The organism is Leptotrichia sp. oral taxon 223, from assembly GCF_013394795.1.
In the GTDB taxonomy this organism is placed as follows: domain Bacteria; phylum Fusobacteriota; class Fusobacteriia; order Fusobacteriales; family Leptotrichiaceae; genus Leptotrichia.
On record NZ_JABXYU010000001.1, the window covers coordinates 853,952 to 873,272 of the forward strand.

General features: G+C 30.9%; 17 protein-coding genes. 7 read left to right on the forward strand and 10 right to left on the reverse strand.

Going from position 1 to position 19,321, the window contains the following annotated elements; translation table 11 throughout:
- Positions 1-192: 192 nt before the first annotated feature.
- Both HW275_RS04000 and HW275_RS04005 read right to left on the reverse strand, forming a co-directional pair.
- Positions 193-1,716, reverse strand: a complete 1,524-nt coding sequence (locus tag HW275_RS04000; protein WP_178935335.1) for a coproporphyrinogen III oxidase — start codon at positions 1,714-1,716, stop codon at positions 193-195.
- Positions 1,717-2,541, reverse strand: coding sequence for an undecaprenyl-diphosphate phosphatase (locus tag HW275_RS04005; protein WP_178935337.1), 825 nt, complete (start codon positions 2,539-2,541; stop codon positions 1,717-1,719). It abuts the gene before it with no gap.
- Between the two features lie 161 nt (positions 2,542-2,702).
- Here HW275_RS04005 and sfsA point away from each other — a divergent pair, with 161 nt between their 5' ends.
- Complete coding sequence (sfsA, locus tag HW275_RS04010; RefSeq protein ID WP_178935339.1) at positions 2,703-3,440, forward strand: DNA/RNA nuclease SfsA; 738 nt, start codon at positions 2,703-2,705, stop codon at positions 3,438-3,440.
- A 68-nt stretch (positions 3,441-3,508) separates the two neighbouring features.
- On the opposite strand, the gene HW275_RS04015 is transcribed toward sfsA, so the two are convergent.
- The 7 genes from HW275_RS04015 to HW275_RS04045 form a co-directional block, all read right to left on the reverse strand.
- Positions 3,509-4,327, reverse strand: coding sequence for a YdcF family protein (locus HW275_RS04015; protein WP_178935341.1), 819 nt, complete (start codon positions 4,325-4,327; stop codon positions 3,509-3,511).
- A 41-nt stretch (positions 4,328-4,368) separates the two neighbouring features.
- Entirely contained in the window at positions 4,369-5,127 is a 759-nt protein-coding gene (locus HW275_RS04020) for a DeoR/GlpR family DNA-binding transcription regulator (protein WP_178935343.1), read from the reverse strand.
- Between the two features lie 147 nt (positions 5,128-5,274).
- A complete protein-coding gene (locus HW275_RS04025) occupies positions 5,275-5,655 on the reverse strand; it encodes a transaldolase family protein (RefSeq protein WP_178935345.1) in 381 nt (126 codons plus the stop codon).
- 57 nt (positions 5,656-5,712) lie between these two features.
- Complete coding sequence (deoC, locus tag HW275_RS04030; protein ID WP_178935347.1) at positions 5,713-6,453, reverse strand: deoxyribose-phosphate aldolase; 741 nt, start codon at positions 6,451-6,453, stop codon at positions 5,713-5,715.
- A gap of 229 nt (positions 6,454-6,682) precedes the next feature.
- On the reverse strand, positions 6,683-7,315 hold the full coding sequence (locus tag HW275_RS04035) for a hypothetical protein (RefSeq protein WP_178936401.1): 633 nt from the start codon (positions 7,313-7,315) through the stop codon (positions 6,683-6,685).
- Between the two features lie 324 nt (positions 7,316-7,639).
- Positions 7,640-8,164 (reverse strand): NAD(P)H-dependent oxidoreductase, encoded by a 525-nt coding sequence (locus HW275_RS04040; RefSeq protein WP_178935349.1) that lies wholly within the window; start codon positions 8,162-8,164, stop codon positions 7,640-7,642.
- A gap of 89 nt (positions 8,165-8,253) precedes the next feature.
- The gene (locus tag HW275_RS04045; RefSeq protein ID WP_178935351.1) at positions 8,254-10,083 is read right to left on the reverse strand and encodes a DUF4153 domain-containing protein; all 1,830 of its coding nucleotides are present in this window, start codon (positions 10,081-10,083) and stop codon (positions 8,254-8,256) included.
- 902 nt (positions 10,084-10,985) lie between these two features.
- Here HW275_RS04045 and HW275_RS04050 point away from each other — a divergent pair.
- From HW275_RS04050 to HW275_RS04075, 6 genes are all read left to right on the forward strand, one after another.
- Positions 10,986-11,567: a helix-hairpin-helix domain-containing protein gene (locus tag HW275_RS04050; protein WP_178935353.1), complete on the forward strand. Its 582-nt coding sequence runs from the start codon at positions 10,986-10,988 to the stop codon at positions 11,565-11,567.
- A 92-nt stretch (positions 11,568-11,659) separates the two neighbouring features.
- Positions 11,660-13,003 (forward strand): acetyl-CoA carboxylase biotin carboxylase subunit, encoded by a 1,344-nt coding sequence (gene accC, locus HW275_RS04055; RefSeq protein WP_178935355.1) that lies wholly within the window; start codon positions 11,660-11,662, stop codon positions 13,001-13,003.
- Positions 13,004-13,115: 112 nt separating this feature from the next.
- Positions 13,116-13,886: a LamB/YcsF family protein gene (locus HW275_RS04060; RefSeq protein ID WP_178935357.1), complete on the forward strand. Its 771-nt coding sequence runs from the start codon at positions 13,116-13,118 to the stop codon at positions 13,884-13,886.
- 95 nt (positions 13,887-13,981) lie between these two features.
- Positions 13,982-14,857 (forward strand): alpha/beta hydrolase fold domain-containing protein, encoded by an 876-nt coding sequence (locus HW275_RS04065; RefSeq protein ID WP_178935359.1) that lies wholly within the window; start codon positions 13,982-13,984, stop codon positions 14,855-14,857.
- A gap of 85 nt (positions 14,858-14,942) precedes the next feature.
- Positions 14,943-15,590, forward strand: a complete 648-nt coding sequence (locus HW275_RS04070) for an N-glycosylase/DNA lyase (RefSeq protein ID WP_370464341.1) — start codon at positions 14,943-14,945, stop codon at positions 15,588-15,590.
- Positions 15,591-15,748: 158 nt separating this feature from the next.
- Positions 15,749-18,703: an autotransporter domain-containing protein gene (locus HW275_RS04075; protein WP_178935363.1), complete on the forward strand. Its 2,955-nt coding sequence runs from the start codon at positions 15,749-15,751 to the stop codon at positions 18,701-18,703.
- 111 nt (positions 18,704-18,814) lie between these two features.
- On the opposite strand, the gene HW275_RS04080 is transcribed toward HW275_RS04075, so the two are convergent.
- The gene (locus HW275_RS04080; protein WP_178935365.1) at positions 18,815-19,309 is read right to left on the reverse strand and encodes a DUF441 domain-containing protein; all 495 of its coding nucleotides are present in this window, start codon (positions 19,307-19,309) and stop codon (positions 18,815-18,817) included.
- Between the last annotated feature and the right edge of the window lie 12 nt (positions 19,310-19,321).

Sequence of the window (19,321 nt, forward strand, 5' to 3'; positions counted from 1 at the left end):
TATTTATGTAAATACGAACTGATAAAATTAAGTAATTTCAAGATTTGAACAGAATAGTTATGTAATTTAAAATTGATTTTAAATTTTTAGTTTTATTATTTTTCTCCATTCCCTGACAAGGGGTTTTAACCCCTTGTGATTATAAGCAGTGATGTTACTTAATCTTTATTACTTTTACAATCGCCTAAAAATTTATTTTTCAAATAATTTCTGAATTGCAGCCTTTTTATGTTCCAACCGATCTTCCAGCTCATTCATCCACACCAGTGGATCTTTGGGATTTACAAGCCTTTTTATATTATCCCGATTTTTTTCTTTGTCAAACCAGATAAGTTTCGTAATCGCACCAGCCCCAATTCCAATGATTGTCTTATTTTCCTCAATCATTTCAATGTTATAAATCGACTCACTTCCGTTTAAAGAATATCCAAGATTTTCTCCCCATTGAAAGCTATTTTTCTGGCGATACATATAATATGGAAAAAGTTCTTTATTTTTAGTCACATTTTCGATTTTTTCGTAAATTTTTTCATAATCCAATATGTCTTTGTGAGCATAATTTTCTTTGTTAAGACGGCTAGCATTTTTTATTGCCAGGTTATGAATTGTCAGATTTTCCATATCATATTTGGAAATCTCATTCATTGTGTACAAAATATCGTCCGTAATTTCACGTGGCAATCCTAAAATTAAGTCCATATTTATTTCCAATCCCAGATTTTTGGCAAGCCTATAAACATTGTCAAACTGCTTCCTGTCGTGATAACGATTTACAAGTTTTAGAGTCTTTTCATTAAAAGATTGCGGATTTATGCTGATTTTATTTATTCCATAGCTTTTAATAATAGCTAGTTTTTCCTCATCCAGCGTGTCAATTCTTCCAGCCTCAAATGTAAATTCCTTTAAATAATCCAAATTATAGTTTTCTTTTACTGTTTTTAGCAATTTATCAATTTCTTCTGCCGTTAAGATTGAAGGTGTTCCTCCACCTATATAAATTGTGTTAATTTTTAAATCTAATTCCTGTGTTAATTGTCCGATTTCACGGACTTCGTGGTAAATTGATTCTATGTATTCGTCATATCGCTCTGCATATTTTCCACGTAGCAGATAGGCTGGAAATGAGCAGTACGAACATTTTGTGGGACAAAAGGCGATTCCAATATAAATTCCGATTGTTTCCTTGTCTAGATATGGCTCCTGACGCTTTACAATATCTAGCAGAAGTTTTCTCTTTTCATCGCTTACAAAATATATTTTTTCTAATATTTCATCAATTTCATTGTAAGTTAGTCCCATTTTTAAAAATCGCCCTACAATTTTTGTAGGACGCACACCTATTAAAATCCCCCATTTATACTCATTTTTTTTATTAAACAGTTCCATCAAGGAACTTTTTGCCATAACTTCTGCCTGATCAAAATATTCTTCATTTACTTTCTTATGTGAAAATGTTACTTCTTTCAAGATTTTTCCATTTTTATTATCAATTAACACTGTATTTACAATGATTGTTTCTGTATTCTTACTTTCTAAATCTTTCAGTTTTCCACATTTTTTGTCAAAGTTTTCCACACTCTGATTTTTTTCAAAATCCACACTAATTTCCACATTATTTTCACTATTTTCAGAAATAATATCATAATGCTCAGGTAAAAGCACACGCATAAATTCCTCAAGTTTATTCTGATTAATCTCAATATTTGCTCTTATCATCTATTTTATAACTCCTACAAAGTATAGCACCAGCACAACTACCCCAAGGACAATCCGATAATATCCAAACACCTTGAAATCATGCTTTTTAATATAATCCATAAAAACTTTTATCACAGCATACGCAAATACAAATGATAAAGCGAACCCTAAAGCAATCAGGAACCATTCATATCCGCTTAAAGCCGTACCAAGTTTCACTAGTTTTAAAAGTGTCGCCCCAAGCATTGTCGGAATCGCCAGAAAAAATGAAAATTCCGTTGCTAAAACTCTGTTTAACCCAAGCAAAACTCCACCAATAATCGTAGCGGCCGATCTCGAAGTTCCCGGAATCATCGCAAGACATTGAAACAGCCCTACTCCAATCGCAGTTTTTACTGACATTTGGGTAATTGAATTAATTCCACCTTCCTTTTTCTCCCTCGACTCAAGCCAGATAAGTATAACTCCATAAACAACCAGCATTACTGCCACAACTATCGAATTAAACAGCACTTTATCAATAATATCGTCAAACAGAAGTCCCAGCACAACCGCAGGAAGCACCGCAATCACTATTTTTATCCACATTTGAACAATATCCATCCGCTGACTTTGACTAAGCCCCTTCGCAAACGGAAAAATTCTTTTCCAATAATACACGACTACTGATAAAATCGCCCCCAGCTGTATAATTATCTTAAATGCATTGGCAAACTCCTCATTTTGTGAAAGCTGCAAAAACTGATCCACAATAATCATATGCCCTGTACTACTGACAGGTATAAACTCTGTAAGCCCTTCCACAAGGCTTAAAATAAACACTTTAATAATATCTGCAAACATAATATTTTCCTTTCTTTTTTATTTTTTCATTAATCTTATTCTTTAAATCATCATTTATTATATCACATATTTCCGACTTTATTAATAGTCATAAAATTTTCTTGTTTATTTATTTTAAATATGATATTCTAAAATCATAAATATTTAAAGAGGAAAAACAAATGAAAAAAAATAAAATTCTTTATACTATAGATTATGATAAAATTGTGAATTTTAAGGAAAGAGTTACTCGATTTACAGTCAGATTTGAATTTAAGCGTTCAGAAAATGAAAAATATTTTGAAGAAGATTTTGCTCATTTGCATGATACAGGGAGATTGACGGAATTATTGATTGATGGAGCAGAATTGTTGATAAAAAGTGCTGATAATGAAAAAAGAAAAACTAAATGGGATGTTATCGCAGTAAAGGTTCACGGGGAAATTATACTTATAAACACAGCTTTTCATCGGTATATTACAGAGTCTATATTTAACAATACAGAAATTTCGCCATTTGGAAAGCCTTCATATATAAAGCCTGAAATTAAACATAATAATAGTAAACTCGATTTTTATCTGGAAACTGAAAAGGATAAAATTTATGTTGAGGTAAAAGGCTGTACTTTGGTAAATGGAAAAACTGCCCAATTTCCTGGCTCTCCTTCCGTGCGTGCCTTAAAACATCTGAAAGAATTGATGGAACTCAAAAAGGAAGGATTTAGAACAGCTGTCTTTATTCTCATATTTAGAAAGTCTGAAATTTTTGCACCTGAACATATTATCGACAGGAAATTTTCAGAAACTTTTTATGAAGCAATGGAAAATGGAGTGGAAATTTATCCAATGCTTTTGGAGTATAGGGAAGATGGAAAGGTGTGTTTTGTGAAAAATATAGAAGTTATGGAAAAGAATTTTTAAAAAGATAAATTTGAAATACAAAAAATAAGAACATTCAATTATTATAAAAGAACGCTCTTTTTTATTATTTATTTAGAAGCATACAAAGGATTGGCTTTTCTAACTTTATCGCCATAAATTTGCTTTAATATCAAAAAGGCATTTTTAACATCTTCTGGAATATCAATGTGAGCTATATAGCCAGCTCCTTTAGGTCCGTATCCATCTTCATCATCTGTAAGCCTTGGAATTTCACCCATTAACAAAGTTATATATCTATCAATATCCCACATTCCAAATATATCATTTTCAAAGCATAATTTTTCATCTTTAACACAAACTTTGACTGAATAGGTTGCAAAATTAATAATTTTTATATTTTCTGAAAGGTATTTTTTTAAAGTAGCTTCCATTCGCAGCTGCATTGTTGCATCTTGGGAAATTATTATATTTTTAAAAGCTATATTTTTTTCTTTTAGTAATTTTAGTAAGTTTGTAATGTTGTTTCCACAGTTTGTGGAATAAATTTCAAGAAAATTAGGCTGTAAATTATACTTATATTTTAAATAATTTCTAAAAATTTCAGCTTCGGAAATTTCTGATAAAATGGAACTTTTATCAGAATCTGGATATAATTTATAAAACTGTTTTTCTAATGAAGCCGTTGTATGTCCTTTTCCCCCAACAATAACATATTTTCTAGCAACATCATTTTTTATAGCATTTGCCAAAATATCCCCGCCAGCCAAAATAGAACCGCCAAAAAGCACCATCACATCCGCTTTTTCAACTCCATATTTTTTTATCAGTTCAAAAGCTGTTAATTCATCAATATCTCTCTTTCCACAAAAATTTCCTAATACATTGATACAATTTGCAATTTCATATTTGCTAATTTTCTTATCCATTACAATTTTACCCTTTCTTTTCTGCTTTTAAACCAAATTAATTAAACAATTATAAAGTTATCTGGTAATTCTTCTTCGTTCAAATTTTCAGAATTATTACATATTATCGCGTCAAAATCGAATGTGTTTACAAATGTGTAAAAACCTCGTATTGACAATTTTGAATCGTCTAGCAGCAAATATTTTTTTACAGCCAGCCCCATTGCTTTTTCCTTTATAAGCATTGTTTCCATCTCGGTTGTATAAACAACCTGTCTTTCAATATCCAGTCCTGCACAGCCTAAAATCGCATAATCAAAATTGAAATTTGACAAATTATTTAAGGCAATTGAGCCAACAGACATATCATACTCTTTTATATATTTCCCACCTATCACAAACAATTCAGAATCGCTGTCATTAAAGGCTTTGACAACAAGCATACTGTTTGTTACAATTTTTACGTTTTTTCCTTTCAGATACTTTACTATGGGAGCTACTGTAGTTCCACCGTCAAGAAAAATACAGTCGCCATTCTTTATAAATGATGCCACTTTTTTACACACTTCATCTTTTTTTTCATAATTTTCTGTACGATCCTTCATATCCTTTTCATCTTGATTGGACATAACCGTTTTTTGATTTATGCTTTTTGCACCGCCGTGGACTCTAATAATTTTCCCCTGTTTTTCCAGAAATTCTGTATCCCTACGAATAGTAGTTTCTGTAACATTCAAAATCTGAGCCAGCTCTTTTGTATTTGCAATACCCTTTTCATTTACCATTTCTACAATTTTTTCAAATCTTTCGCTTGCAAGCATTTAACTTTTCACACTCCTAATTTTTCTTTTTTGTGTTTAATTTTATGAAAATTAATGTTTAAATTATATTTCCTATCTTATTTTTTTAATATAACATAATTTTTTTCAAAAATCAAACAAAAAAACTAAATAAAAGGATATTTTTTATTACGCATAATTAGCAGTATACAATGGCATTTCTTTCTTTTCAAATATTATTTTAGTTTTTATTTTTTCTCTTTTAAACATTTCTGAAATTTCTTTTACTGTATCAACTCCTTTTATATTTTCAATAACTGGAGAAATATAATCTGCTCCTGCTCGTGCTGCAAGTAATGCCTGTGCTGAATAAGAGATTGATGTTATATTTACTTTTATTCCTTCTCCCGAGAGAACTTTACACGCCTTTAAGCCTTGAAGAGACATTGGTATTTCAACTATTTTGTCTAAATCAATGTTTGCTAGTTTTCGTCCTTTTTTTACCATTTTTTTCCAAGTATCATTAGTTTTTATATTTTTTCCGATTAATTGATTTATAAAGAATTTCATAATTTTATCCTCCATTTTTATATTTGTATTTATATATTTGTTTTTTATCAAATAATATTAATATTCGTCTGTACTATTATCATTTTCACCCTTCAAATTCAAAACAACTGGAACAGATTTATAACCAATCCCCATTCTATCTATTCCCATATCTATCAATTCGAGGAAATGCTCTCTTGTCCGTATTGCTCCACTTCCCTTTACTTTACATTTATTTCCAACTTCTTCTTGCATTATTTTTATAACTTTAGGAATCGCCCCTTTATTTTCGTGTCCAGTCAAAAAACCTGTACTCGTCTTTACAAAATCAGCTCCTGCTTCAATACAGCATTTGCAAGTTTTTCTAATTTGCTCCTCATTCAAGGCATCCGTTTCAAAAATAATTTTTATTTCCTTTCCAAACTTGTGTGCCGCTTCAACACATGCTTTTATATCTTTTGTAACTTCCTCATATTTTCCACTTCTTATCAGCCCAAAATTCGCAACTATGTCGATTTCCTTAACCGTATCATATTTCGCAACTGCTTCAATTTGCTTAACTCGTGATTCAGTAGAACTTGTTCCAAATGGAAAATCCGTTACAGGACACAACATTGTGTCACTTCCTTTTACATATGGCTCGCATAATTCAATATACGCTGGATTAATACAAATCGTAGCACACTCCAATTTCACCCCATCTTTTGTCAATTCAACAATTTCTTTTTCTGTAAATTCAGGCTTTAAAACTGAATAATCAATATACGCTGCCAATTCCTTTAAATTCATTTCATTTGCTTTTTTAGTCAATTTTTTCATAATATTTTCCGATAACACTTTTCAATTTTGTTTTATTATGTGTGTCATCTTTCCTCCTAAAAACATAATAACACATAAACAAACATTTGTCAACAACATTTTTTCATTTTTGTTTGAATTTTTATAAAAATAGTAAAAATTAACAATGAAATGAATATAAAACATAAATTTTAGTACATTTTACAAAAAAATCGGAACAATCTTTAAAGATTCATCCCGACTTATTAATTTAATTTTCGTTATTTACTAATTTCTTTAACTTTTCTTTTGCCTTTTCCACAACATATAATTTGTTCCCATTCTCAATAACTTCTTCATATAATTCTTTTGCCTCTTCTACCTCTCCTACTTTTACTTTATAATTTGCTAATAAATTTTTAATTACTAGAATCTGACGTTTATTACTTAATTTTTTTAATGATTCCGATAAAATTTCAATCATTTTTGTATTGTCATTTTCATAAAATAAAATACCATTTAAAAATTCAATAAGAGGATTTATTCCTTCTAATTCCTTATTAGTTTTAAATTTCTCTTTAAGTTGTAAAATTTTTTCTTTGTAAATAACTATCGCTTCTTCTTTTCTGTCAAGTTCCTGCAATAATAAAGCCTCATTATAATAATACAATATTTTATCCTGTTCTCTAAATAATGATTTTTTAGATAAATCTATATCTTTTAAATTTTGATACGCTTCTTCTACTTTTCCTAATGAAGAATATCCAGCACAAAGATTCAGTTTCATATAATTTCTATAACGCTTATTATTATTTCTGTTATATTCATTTTGCGTAATTTCTATAAATTTTTCAGGATCAAGTTCTTTATCTAAAATATTTATATATTTTTTATAATAATACATGAGCAATTTTTTATCTAATCTCAATACTTGAATCAATATTAATATGGTAATTAAAATATAACTATAAACAGTGTATTGGAAATATAATAAAAAAACAAATATAATTAATAATACAAATGTTATAAAAGAAATGTTTATTAACATAAGTTTTCTTCTTATTGTCATTTTTCTCCTTTCACAAAAAAATCGGAATAAATCCACAAGCAATAACAAACTTGGTTTAAAGCTAAATGCCAAATTTCTGACTGCAATTTTTAAAATTTTGGAAAGTCAAAATATAGCTGGAAAAATCCCGATTTTTTATTGTTCTTCTATTAAATTTAACTACTTTATATTGAAAATATATTTTATATAATTTTCAGCATTTTCTGACAACTTTTCATCGCTCAAATTTTCAGTGTCAAAAACAAAATAATGGGGAATTAAATTTGCCTTAATGTATTTGACAGTGGCTTCAAAAGGAACTAAAATTTCATTCATCGAAAATCTAACGGAACCCTCTTTTGAATATTCCTGCTCCGGCCCTCCGACAGATACGGCAAAACCTATGTTTTTAACTTTAAGCCTGTATTCATTTCCGTAAGCCCAGTTATATGAAAGAACTTCATCAAACCATTTTTTTAATATTGGCGGACTGCTGTACCAGTAGAGCGGGAATTCAAAAATTATATTATCGTGTTTTGAAAGCAATTCCTGCTCCTTTTCAATGTTTATGTTCCAATCTGGATATTCCTTGTAAAGTTCATGGATTGTGATTTTATCAGGATATTTTCCAAGTTCTTCTTTCCATCTTTTGTTAATTCTCGAATTTTCCATATCGGGATGTGCCAAGATAATTAAAGTTTTCATAATTTAATTTTTCCTTTCATTTTTATTCATAGTAACATTTTTTAAAATCAAACTCAAGAGTTTTGGCTGTTTTAAGATTATTTCAAAAACTATTTCTTTTCAGAAAACATAAAATCAAACTCATCATAATACAAATCCTTTGGTTTTCCATCTACTGTCTCTTCGTTAATGCTTCTTAAAGAAATTTTATAATTAATTTTTCCTATTGTTCCAATATATTCTAAATCTTTTTGTGAAACCTCATACACTGCATCATTTGCATCCTGTAATTTTAAAGTTTTTAATTTGGACACTATTTGCTTTACTGCATCTTCGTAATTTATTTTGGCAAGTTCTGTTCCATCTTTGCTGTTTATTGTGATTATTTTATTTTTTAAAATAATTTTATATTTTTCAGATTCATTTTCCTGATTTATCGAATCTTCATTATAAACATTTTTATAAGATATAAAGTTATCGTAACCTGCTATATCAGATATAACTTCAGCATTTTCAATATTTTTTACTTTATATGTGACAACTTTCCGTTCTTCGTAATTTTCACCATCATAACTTCTGTAATAATAATCTTTCCAAGATTCTTTCACATCCAGTCCTTTTTCCAAATCTCCAAGAGTCGAATAAACTTCACCTTTTTCATTTTTGAAATTTAATTTCGCAATAGTGCTGTTATCAGATATGTATTGAATCGTTGTATGAATCTGGCTACCTTCTTCATCAGTCAGTTTTTGTGTAATTTTGGAAATTTTTCCATCTTTTAAAGCTCCATATTTTACAAGCATTCTTTTCAATCTTTGACTTTGGCTAAAATTACTAACATTTTTGGCACTAAGCGGAGTGTAAACTGAAATTATAAAACAGACAATTAAACTTATGAAAACTCCTGTAACATTCATTCTTCTTATGTATAAAATCATGCAGAAAAACAGCCAAAATATTGAAATTAGTACATAATAACGATTTTCAGTAATTCCATATTGATACGTTCTTTGAAAAACTGCAAATAGTGAAGCAAAAATTAAAGGTATCGAAAAATATGGAAAATATTTTTTAAAGTTCTCAAAAAATTTATCTTTCTGTGTAAATGGTGTTATTAAAATCATAACAGCGACACTAAGTGCTGTGTACCAAAGAACAAGGTGAGAAATTAATCCTTTTGGCAAATGCATGGATATAAGAACCTTCGCCATATAAATATATAAAACACCTGTGTAAATAATAATTAACGGAATAATTACAAATTTAATCAATAAATTAAAAATAAACGGAAATTCATAATTTTCAAGATTATCATCAGATTTTTTCAATAAAGATAGAAACAATGATTCTCCAAATACTTCAACTATAAACCAGAAAAAGTACATAGATAATCTTAAAAACAAACTATCTTTATCATAAAAATTAAAAAATAAATAATTAACTGTTATCAGTATTATTTCAATTCCACCCCAGAGAACCGCAGCAAAAATTCCTGTTATAATAAAACTTGAAAATACTGACTGCAAATATTTTTCCTTATTTTCCTTTTTTAAAATAGGGATTAATAAAAATAAAATTATAGAAATCGGAATTAATGTAAAATAATAAATATTGTAATAATCATTAGTTCGTAAATATTCTACATAAAAAATAATTGATATAACAAGTGTTATAAGCGAATAAATTCCTCTTACTAGCCATCTATTTTTTTTATAAAAATATTTTTCTCGAACCATTTCAAACATCGCTGTAATAAAAACACTTCCAAACAAAAGCAAATTAATTTCAATAAAATAATCAGACTCAAAACTTCTAATTTCAGCTATATACACCCCTGTAATAAAATGCAAAAAAGTTAAAATAATCGTTATCGGAAATCTCTCAAATCCACTTTTAAAATGCAAAAGCAATTTTTTCACATTTTCTCTAATTTTTTTCATAAAAATCACCTCTTATCATATTTCAATCTCTTCTCAAAAATTAAATAATTAGAGCAAATTATTTATTTCATAATAATAATAGCACCTTTTTATTAAAGTAAAATGAGAAAATTATTTTATTTTCTTGTTTTCTACCTCAAAAAATTCAACAAAGTTATTTTCTAAATTTTTATTTTAGTATTATTTTTGTTAATAAATATTTTTTTTAATTTTATGTTTTTTCTTTATTTATTTTCGCAGGATTGCTCATTGCCGCAAATCCTTATCTTGCAGTAAAGGTTTATTCTAATAATTAAACTTGTGGCAAGATTGCTACGCAATACCTATGGCTAGACTACGACTTTTATTTGCCCAACTCCGAAACTCTTCCTTACAGTCGTCAAACAGTCGTAGTTGAACAAATAAAAGCTCCGTCAATTTATGAAACTAAAAAATTATATTTTGATTATTTGAAAATACTAGATCTTATCCTTTGTTGGAAAAGTTTATAATAAATCCGTTATTTAAATAGGGTTTATTATGACTAAAACTTGGGATCAATGACGAAATATTCTATGAACTATTTCAATTAATGCAAAACTTTTTTATTATTTATCTTAATCAATTAAATATTGTAATTGAATTAAAAATGCTTAGACGAGCCAGGGATAGTGCATAGCACTTTCGCTATTATCTTGAGCATGCCATTATTTAAATATGTTAAAATAACTGTTATTGCGAAATAAAGGGAAATGGCGATTGATTTCCCTTGCTTAAAAAAATGATAAAATTTAAATTTTAATTTTTTTATCTATCAAATAACAAATCAATGTGGTATAATTTGTCATAAAATATAAGTTATTTTATTTAAGTGGCAGATTTTCAAAAATTGTTAAATAAAATGATCAAAAGGGGGATTATTTATGAAAATAAAATATGTCATTATTTTTATAATGCTGTTAATTGGGGGAAATTTTTTAAGACTTTTAATTGAGGATAAAAATATTCCTGAAATTGAGATTAGTAAGGAAAAAAATTATAAAAAAAATAAGGCTAAAAAAGATGCTGATTTGACAAAAAGTAACGTAAAATTCGATATTAATAATGTTGAGTACAAGGATTTGCTAAAATTGGGGATTAATAAGAATAAGGCTGAAAAATTTGTGAAATATCGGGATGAAGTTGGGATTATTAAAGATATTAACGAAGTGAAAAATATTTCAGGATTTGGAAAAACTGGATTAGAAACTGCACAAAAATTTTTATTTGTGGATAATGAAAAAATCCAAAATCCAAACCAAAATTATGGACGTGAAATTACAAAATACAGCATTAACAAGTTAAATGGAAAAGAATTAAAAAAAATAGGATTTACAAATAAGGAAATAAAAAAATTACTTCCTGAAATTGAAAAAAGTAACATAAGATCAAATGTGGATTTGGAAAAGATTATTGGAAAAGAGCGTTATGCAGAAATTGAAGATAAAATAAAATTTATGGAATAAAAATAATGTATTAAATTTTTTAAAATCTGCTGCTTAAATAATCTAATTTATTAAAAAAATCACTTTAAAAAAAAGAGAAAGAGGATTAATTTATGATAAAAAAAGTATTGATTGCAAATCGTGGGGAAATTGCAGTTAGAATTATTAGAGCCTGTAGAAATATGGGGATTATGAGTGTTGCGATTTACTCAAAGGAGGATAAGGAGAGTCTTCATATAAAACTGGCGGATCAAAGTATCTGCATTGGGGAAGGGCCTGCAAGAAATAGCTACTTGAATAAGGAAAGCATCATTACGGCCGCCTTGAATGTGGGAGCAGATGCGATTCATCCTGGATACGGCTTTTTGTCGGAAAATTCAGAGTTTGTAAAAATGTGCGAGGAAAATGGGATAAACTTTATTGGGCCAACAGCTAAAGTTATTGATAGAATGGGAAATAAATCTCAGGCTAGAAAAACGATGATGGAGGCTGGTGTTCCAGTTGTGCCGGGAACAAAGGAGCCTGTTTATGACGTGGAGGCTGGAATGAAAGCCGCTGAAAATATCGGATATCCTGTCATGGTAAAGGCTTCTTCTGGCGGGGGCGGAAAAGGAATGCGTGTTGTAAAGGATAGGGACGGATTTGAATTTTTATTTAATGTGGCTCAGCGGGAATCAATTAATGCGTTTGGTGACGACACTATGTACATTGAAAAATTTATAGAAGATCCGAGACACATTGAAATTCAGGTAATTGCTGATAATTTTGGCAATGTAGTGGCTCTTGGTGAAAGGGACTGCTCTGTTCAGAGAAATCATCAAAAATTAGTGGAAGAATCTCCATCTCCTGCAATTTCTGAAAAAACAAGGGAAGCTCTAAACAAATATGCGATTCTGGCGGCAAAAGCAGTAAATTACACAAACGCTGGAACAATAGAATTTATAATGGGTGCGGATGGCTCATATTATTTTATGGAAATGAATACCCGAATTCAAGTGGAGCATGGAGTTACTGAAATGGTAACAGGAACAGATTTAATCATTGAACAGATTAGGGTGGCAATGAATGAAAAATTGAGTTTCACGCAGGAAGACATCCAGCTGCGGGGACATGCGATAGAATGCCGTATAAATGCAGAAATTCCTGAAAAAAACTTTATGCCAAGTCCTGGCAAGATAACAAACATGCACTTGCCAGATGGCAATGGAATAAGAGTTGACACTGCTATTTACACAGGCTACACAATACCAACAGAATACGACTCAATGATTGCCAAAATTATAGTTCACGCTCCAACCCGTGAAATGGCACTCCAAAAAATGCGTTCAGCACTCAACGAAACTGTAATTTTAGGTGTGGAAACTAATCTGGACTTTCAGTATCAGATTATGAAAAACGAGGTTTTCTGTAAAGGAAAGGCAACTACAAGTTTTATTGAAAATGTGCTGCTTTATTAAAAATTTAAATTATAGCAATTCCAGTCTAAAACAAGATTAGATGGCTAACTCCGCTTAGTGGATTGTGACTATAATTTATGAATTAAACTTAAAAAATGAAAAGAGGTAAAATATGGCTTTCAAGGTAGATTTGAACTGTGATTTGGGAGAAAGTTTTGGAAATTATAAAATTGGAGGGGATGATAAGATTATTCCACTTATTTCCAGTGCTAATGTCGCCTGCGGATTTCATGCGGGAGATCCAGTCGTTATGAAAAAAACGATAGAAATCGCTAAAAAAAATAATATTGCAATAGGAGCCCATCCTGGATTTCTGGACCTGATGGGATTTGGACGGCGTGAAATGAAAATTTCATTAGATGAAGCAAAAGCCTACGTGCTGTATCAATTAGGAGCTTTAGGGGCTTTTCGTAAAAGTGAAGGTATAAAATTGCAGCATGTGAAGCCTCATGGAGCATTGTACAATATGGCTGCAAAAGATTATGATTTGTCAAGGGCTATTTGTGAGGCTATTGCTGATTTTGACAGTTCTCTCATAATTCTTGGACTTTCTGGAAGTGAAACTTTAAGAGCCGCAAAAGACTTGGGATTAAAATATGCAAGTGAAGTTTTTGCAGACAGGGCTTATGAGGAGGATGGAAGCCTTGTCGCACGTTCAAAAGAAGGGGCAATGATTCACGATGAAAATGAAGCGATAGAACGTGTAATAAAAATGATAAAAGAGCAAAAGGTAACTTCAATAACAGGAAAAGAAATACCAATAAAGGCTGATTCAATTTGTGTTCACGGCGATGGTGAAAAGGCTTTGCTTTTTGTAAGAAAAATACGTGAAAAATTAGAAAGTGAAGGAATTTTAATTCAAAAATTATCAGAAATTGTATAATAAATTTTAGATTTTTTTTAATTCAATTGATTAAAACTGCAAATTTAAAAAATCAGAAAGGAGTTTAATTATTTTTTTGAAAAATAAAATAAAAAATGAGTTTATTATCAGATATTGCAGTACCGATTGCAAAATTGGTAAATATGAAAAAATATAAGGAAAAGGATTTTTTGAATCCGAGGAGAGATACGGATTTTTTGAATAAAAAAAACTTTGACAAGTCGCTTATTACTGATGAGCAGTTTATTGACAAATACCAAGTCTTGACGGTTTTTTCAGAAGAAAGTCATAGCAGGCATATTATTTTCCTGCATGGTGGCGCTTATGTCATGCGTGCCGTCAGGGCTCATAAAAATATTATTGAAAAGTTAGTAAAAAAATTTCATTTGAAAGTTACATTCATTGACTACCCGCTTGCTCCCGAGAATACTGTTGATAAAGCACACAACACAGTAATGGACGCCTATAAGCAGATAACCGGCAAATACAAAACTGATGAATTTTATTTGTTTGGGGATTCTTCTGGCGGAGGACTTGCTCTTGCATTTTTACAAATATTGAAAAATGAGAAAGACTTGCCATTCCCAAAGAAAACTGTTCTAATGTCCCCTTGGACAGATGTTTCGATGACAAATGAGGAAATAGAGGAATTTGCAGAAAAAGATCCTCTTTTGCCGTTAAATGGGCTAATTGTAACAGGAAAACAGTTTGCAGGGGAACTGGACGTGAAAAATCCTATGATTTCACCAATTTATGGAAATATGGACAATCTTGGGGAAATTTTTCTAATTTTTGGGACAAATGAAATTTTGTATCCAGATTGCCTAAAATTAAGCGATATGCTGGAAGTTGCAGTTGGTACAAGCGTAAAAATAAAAATTGGGGAAAATTTGTGTCATGACTGGATTTTAGCCCCGCTCAAGGAATCAGAGGAAACTATTGATGAAATTGGAAAATTTTTTCTGAAATAAAAGAATATTAATAAAATAAGGAATTTTAACTATGTCTGAAAAAAACAAAAAAAAGAATATTGAAAATAATGAAATCAATGAAAAAATTAACAAGGAAAAACATGATGAAATCTTGAAAATTCACAAAGAAATAAAAAAGGGAATTGAAAAAGCAATAAAAGGTTACAAAAAGGCGTGGGAAGGTACGGAAAAAGAAGTATTTGCAGAAATGGCATTTTGTATCCTGACACCTCAGTCAAAAGCAAAAAATGCGTGGCAAGCTATTTCAAATTTAGTGGAAAATGGGCTGCTTTACGAAGGAGAACCCGAAGAAATCGTTGACTTTTTAAACATTGTCAGATTTAAGAATAACAAATCCCGGTATCTGGTAGAATTACGGGAATTAATGACAAAAGATGGAAAATTGCAGCCAAAGAAAATTTTATCAGAAATTGGAGATACTTTTGAAAAAAGAAAATGGATTTTAAAAAATATTAAAGGAATGGGATTAAAAGAGGCAAATCACGTGTTGCGAAATCTTGGATTTGGAGAAAATATTGCAATTTTAGACAGACATGTTCTAAGGAATCTCAAAGCACTTAATGTAATTGATGAAATCCCTAAAACAGTAACAGAAAAAAAATACTATGAAATCGAGGAAAAAATACGGGAATATTCAGAATTTTCAAAAATAAAAATGGACGAGCTGGACTTAGTTTTATGGTATAAGGAAGCGGGAGAAATTTTTAAATAAATTTGTAAATTTATAGTGATATTCTAATAAAAATGTGGTAAAATAGTATAGGAAAATTATCGTAGAACTTAATTTTATTTAAATTTTTTCAAAGGAAAATAAGAAATAATTCAAATAAAACAATTTTTAAAAGATATATTGAAGGGAGATAGATAATTATGACTTCTAATTTAAAAAAATTTAATGAAGATATAAAAAAAGGAACTAAAAAATATAACTTCACTAAAAAATCAATCCTTATCGCATTATCCGCTTTATTAATCAGTTGCGGTGGCGGTGGCGGTGGTGGAGGTGGTTCTGCATCAACAACACCAACCCCTACGCCATCACCATCACCTGATACAGGTACAAAACCTACAGCGCCGGTAACAACTAAACCAACTGTAACTGCAACAAGTTCAGTAGTAGCATGGAATGACACCACTCTTTCGTACAACAAAGATAATCCGCACAATAATTCAAATTCAACACTTACAGGTTCTGGTGTCAAAGTAGGAATTATTGATGTAGGATACCAGAATTCAGCATTTGATGGGGATTTAACAGCAAAATTTGGAACCCGTCTGACAAAACTTACAGTTTCTGACTTCACAGCCGAATCTACTGCAAATGACGATCATGGTGTAGTCGTAGCCGATCTTGCAGCAGGTTCTTCTGAGGGAATCGCAAAAGGTGCAACTGTTTATGCCATTGATTCAGGTAAACGTGGTGATAAGGGAACATACCCTAAAGTAACGCTGGCAATGTATCAAGCATTGAAAGATCACGGAGTTACTATTTACAATCAGTCATTTGGAATTGACGGGGTGGTAACAGATTTTAACAGCGACTCAACTTCAAGCCACTATTATGGATATCAAATAGGAAGCGATATGCTCAATTTCTATAAAAGCGAAGTAAATAACGGTTCATTATTTGTATGGGCAGCCGGAAATGATTCTTCTGACAAGCAGTCTACACTTGAAGGGGCATTGCCTTATTTTGAAACTGAACTTGAAAAAGGATGGATAAATGTAGTTGCGTTGACTTCAAAGGAAGAATCAAAATTAGGAGATACAAGCTGGGGCAACTTGACGCCACTTTCGCCTGCAGGAGTTGCAAAAAACTGGACTGTAACCGCAGTCGGAGATCAGACATTCTCAATAAACGGAAAAAATTATGTCGGTGGAGGTTCTTCATTTGCAGCACCACTTGTAACAGGAACAGCAGCATTGCTTAAAGAAAAGTACCCTTGGATGGATGCAAGCCTAATCCGTCAAACTATTTTATCAACAGCAACTGACATTGGAGCTTCGGGAGTTGACGATGTCTACGGATGGGGACTTTTGAATATTGACAAAGCTCTTAAAGGGCCTGCGTTATTTAGTAAACAGCTTGCGCTTGGAGATAACGTTACTATTAACATTCCAAATGGAACTTATACTTTCTCGAATGATATTTCAGGAGATGCAGGTGTAATTAAAGATGGAGCCGGAGATTTAATTTTATCTGGAAATTCTACATTTACAGGGCCTACAACAGTAAATGCCGGAAGATTGCAAGTAAATGGTGTCTACACTTCATCCATCAGCGTAAGAAGACAAGCTACTCTTTCTACAAATAATGCTGTAATAAAAAATGATATTACAAATAATGGAACTCTGGAAAACTCTGGTTCAACACAAATTAGTGGAAATTATCAGGCTTTGGAAAATTCAAGAGTTGTATCAGATTTAAATTCTAATATTCACGTAAAAGGAAAAGTTAATTTAAATAATTCAAGACTTGAAATAAAGCCAGAAGAAAATGGAGAAAGAAAATATGTGACAGCTAACGGAACTACACAAAATGTAATTACATCAGACAGTAAAATCGAAGGAAACTTTGAAAATGTAAACACTGATGAAATGTTAAATGCTAAAATCAACCAAAACGAAAATGCTGTTTCTGCAAAAGTAAGCAGAAAAAATGTATTAGACTATGTAGAAAAAATTGCAGAATCTGACGAAATGCAAAAAAATACTGCCGAAAACTTGGAAACTGCATTCCAAAAATTAGATCAAAACATTGAAAATGGAACGGCTGGAAATGTAGCCCAATTTGAAAGAAAAGCCGCAAAACTTCAAGCACTTACTTCTTCAAACAGGGCAGCAGTTTTAGACAGTCTATCTGGACAAATTTACGCTTCTGCACAGGCACTTACATTCCAACATTCACATACTGTAAACAAGGACTTGTCAAACAGATTGGTTATGCTGGGAACACTTGACAACGTTGGAGATAATTTCGGATTGTGGATTTCTGGATTTGGTGCCAATGGTAAGTTAAAACAGGATGGATATGGTAAGGGAGATACTAAAGTTGCTGGTGGACAAGTCGGAGTTGATAAGCAGTTTGGTGAAAACTTGATTTTAGGTACTGCATTATCATACTCAAAAGCTGACGTTAAATTTGACAGATACGGTGGAAAATCTGATGCAAACAACTTTGGCGTTTCACTATATGGAAGATTAGGCAACAAAAATGTTCCGTTCTACTTGCAAGGACGTTTCGGAATAGGATTTGTTGACAGTGATGTTGAAAGAGATATTATTTTAAGTAACAATGACTTTACAAGAGCAAAAATTAATCATAATGACAAAGTATATTCTGGATATTTGGAAACAGGATACGACATTAAGAACAGTAATGGCGACTTTGTTGTAACACCATTTGTGGGATTAACTCACGATACAGTTGTAAGAGGTTCATTCTCAGAAGAAAAGAGCCAGTTTGGATTGACTGCTGATAAGAAGAACTACAATCAGACAGCGGCATTACTTGGGCTTAGAGTTGGAAAAGCTGTAAACTGGAACGGTGGAAGCAAGACTACATTCCAAGGTTACGTAACACATCAGAGAGCCTTCAATGATCAGGACCTAAGCTTTGATGCAAGATATACTGGACTACCGGGAGCAACATTCAAGGTTAAAGGTATAGGACTTTCTAAAAATAAAACTTGGGTAGGAGTTGGAGCATTGACAGAAGTAAATTCTGGATTTGGCTGGTATGTAAACTATGACGGCTCTATTGACAGCGGAAAAGGTAAAGGAAATAACAATGTGTTTACGACTGGAGTTAGATTTAACTTCTAGTATAGTTTTACTGTAATTATTTTAAATAAATAAAAAATAAGAAGAGTTGTAGCTTTTAACTTTAGTTGCAACTTTTCTTATTTATAAATTTTTTATTTTTAAAATCAAAAATTATCTTTTAAAAACTAATTCAATAATTCTCAAAATACAAAAAGTAATTCCGCTGGCAATGACAGGCCCTGCAGCAATTCCTTTGAAAAACACAACTCCCATTATTGTTCCAATTACTAGAGCGACTGTGATTTCAGGCTGTCCCGAAAGTAGTCCTACGCCTTTTGAGGAAAGGATGGAAACAGTAATTCCACTTATAATCGCAACCCATCCAATTGGAGATTTAAAAGCATTTAATAAGTGTGAAAATCCAATTTCCCCTGTGGCAATAGGAATTAAAATAGCGACTGTAATTATCAGAACACCCCAATTTATACCCTCTTTTCTAAATTGAGTCATAAAATTCTCAATGTCAATTCCCTTTAATTTGCAACTTTCTGTGATATTAAATAAAACTTTTAAAATTAGTACAAAAATTGTTGCATAAACTATGGATTTATTCTGTGTAACTGCACCAACTAACAAAATTAATCCTAAAAAAATAAAACTTTCCAAAATTCTTCCTTT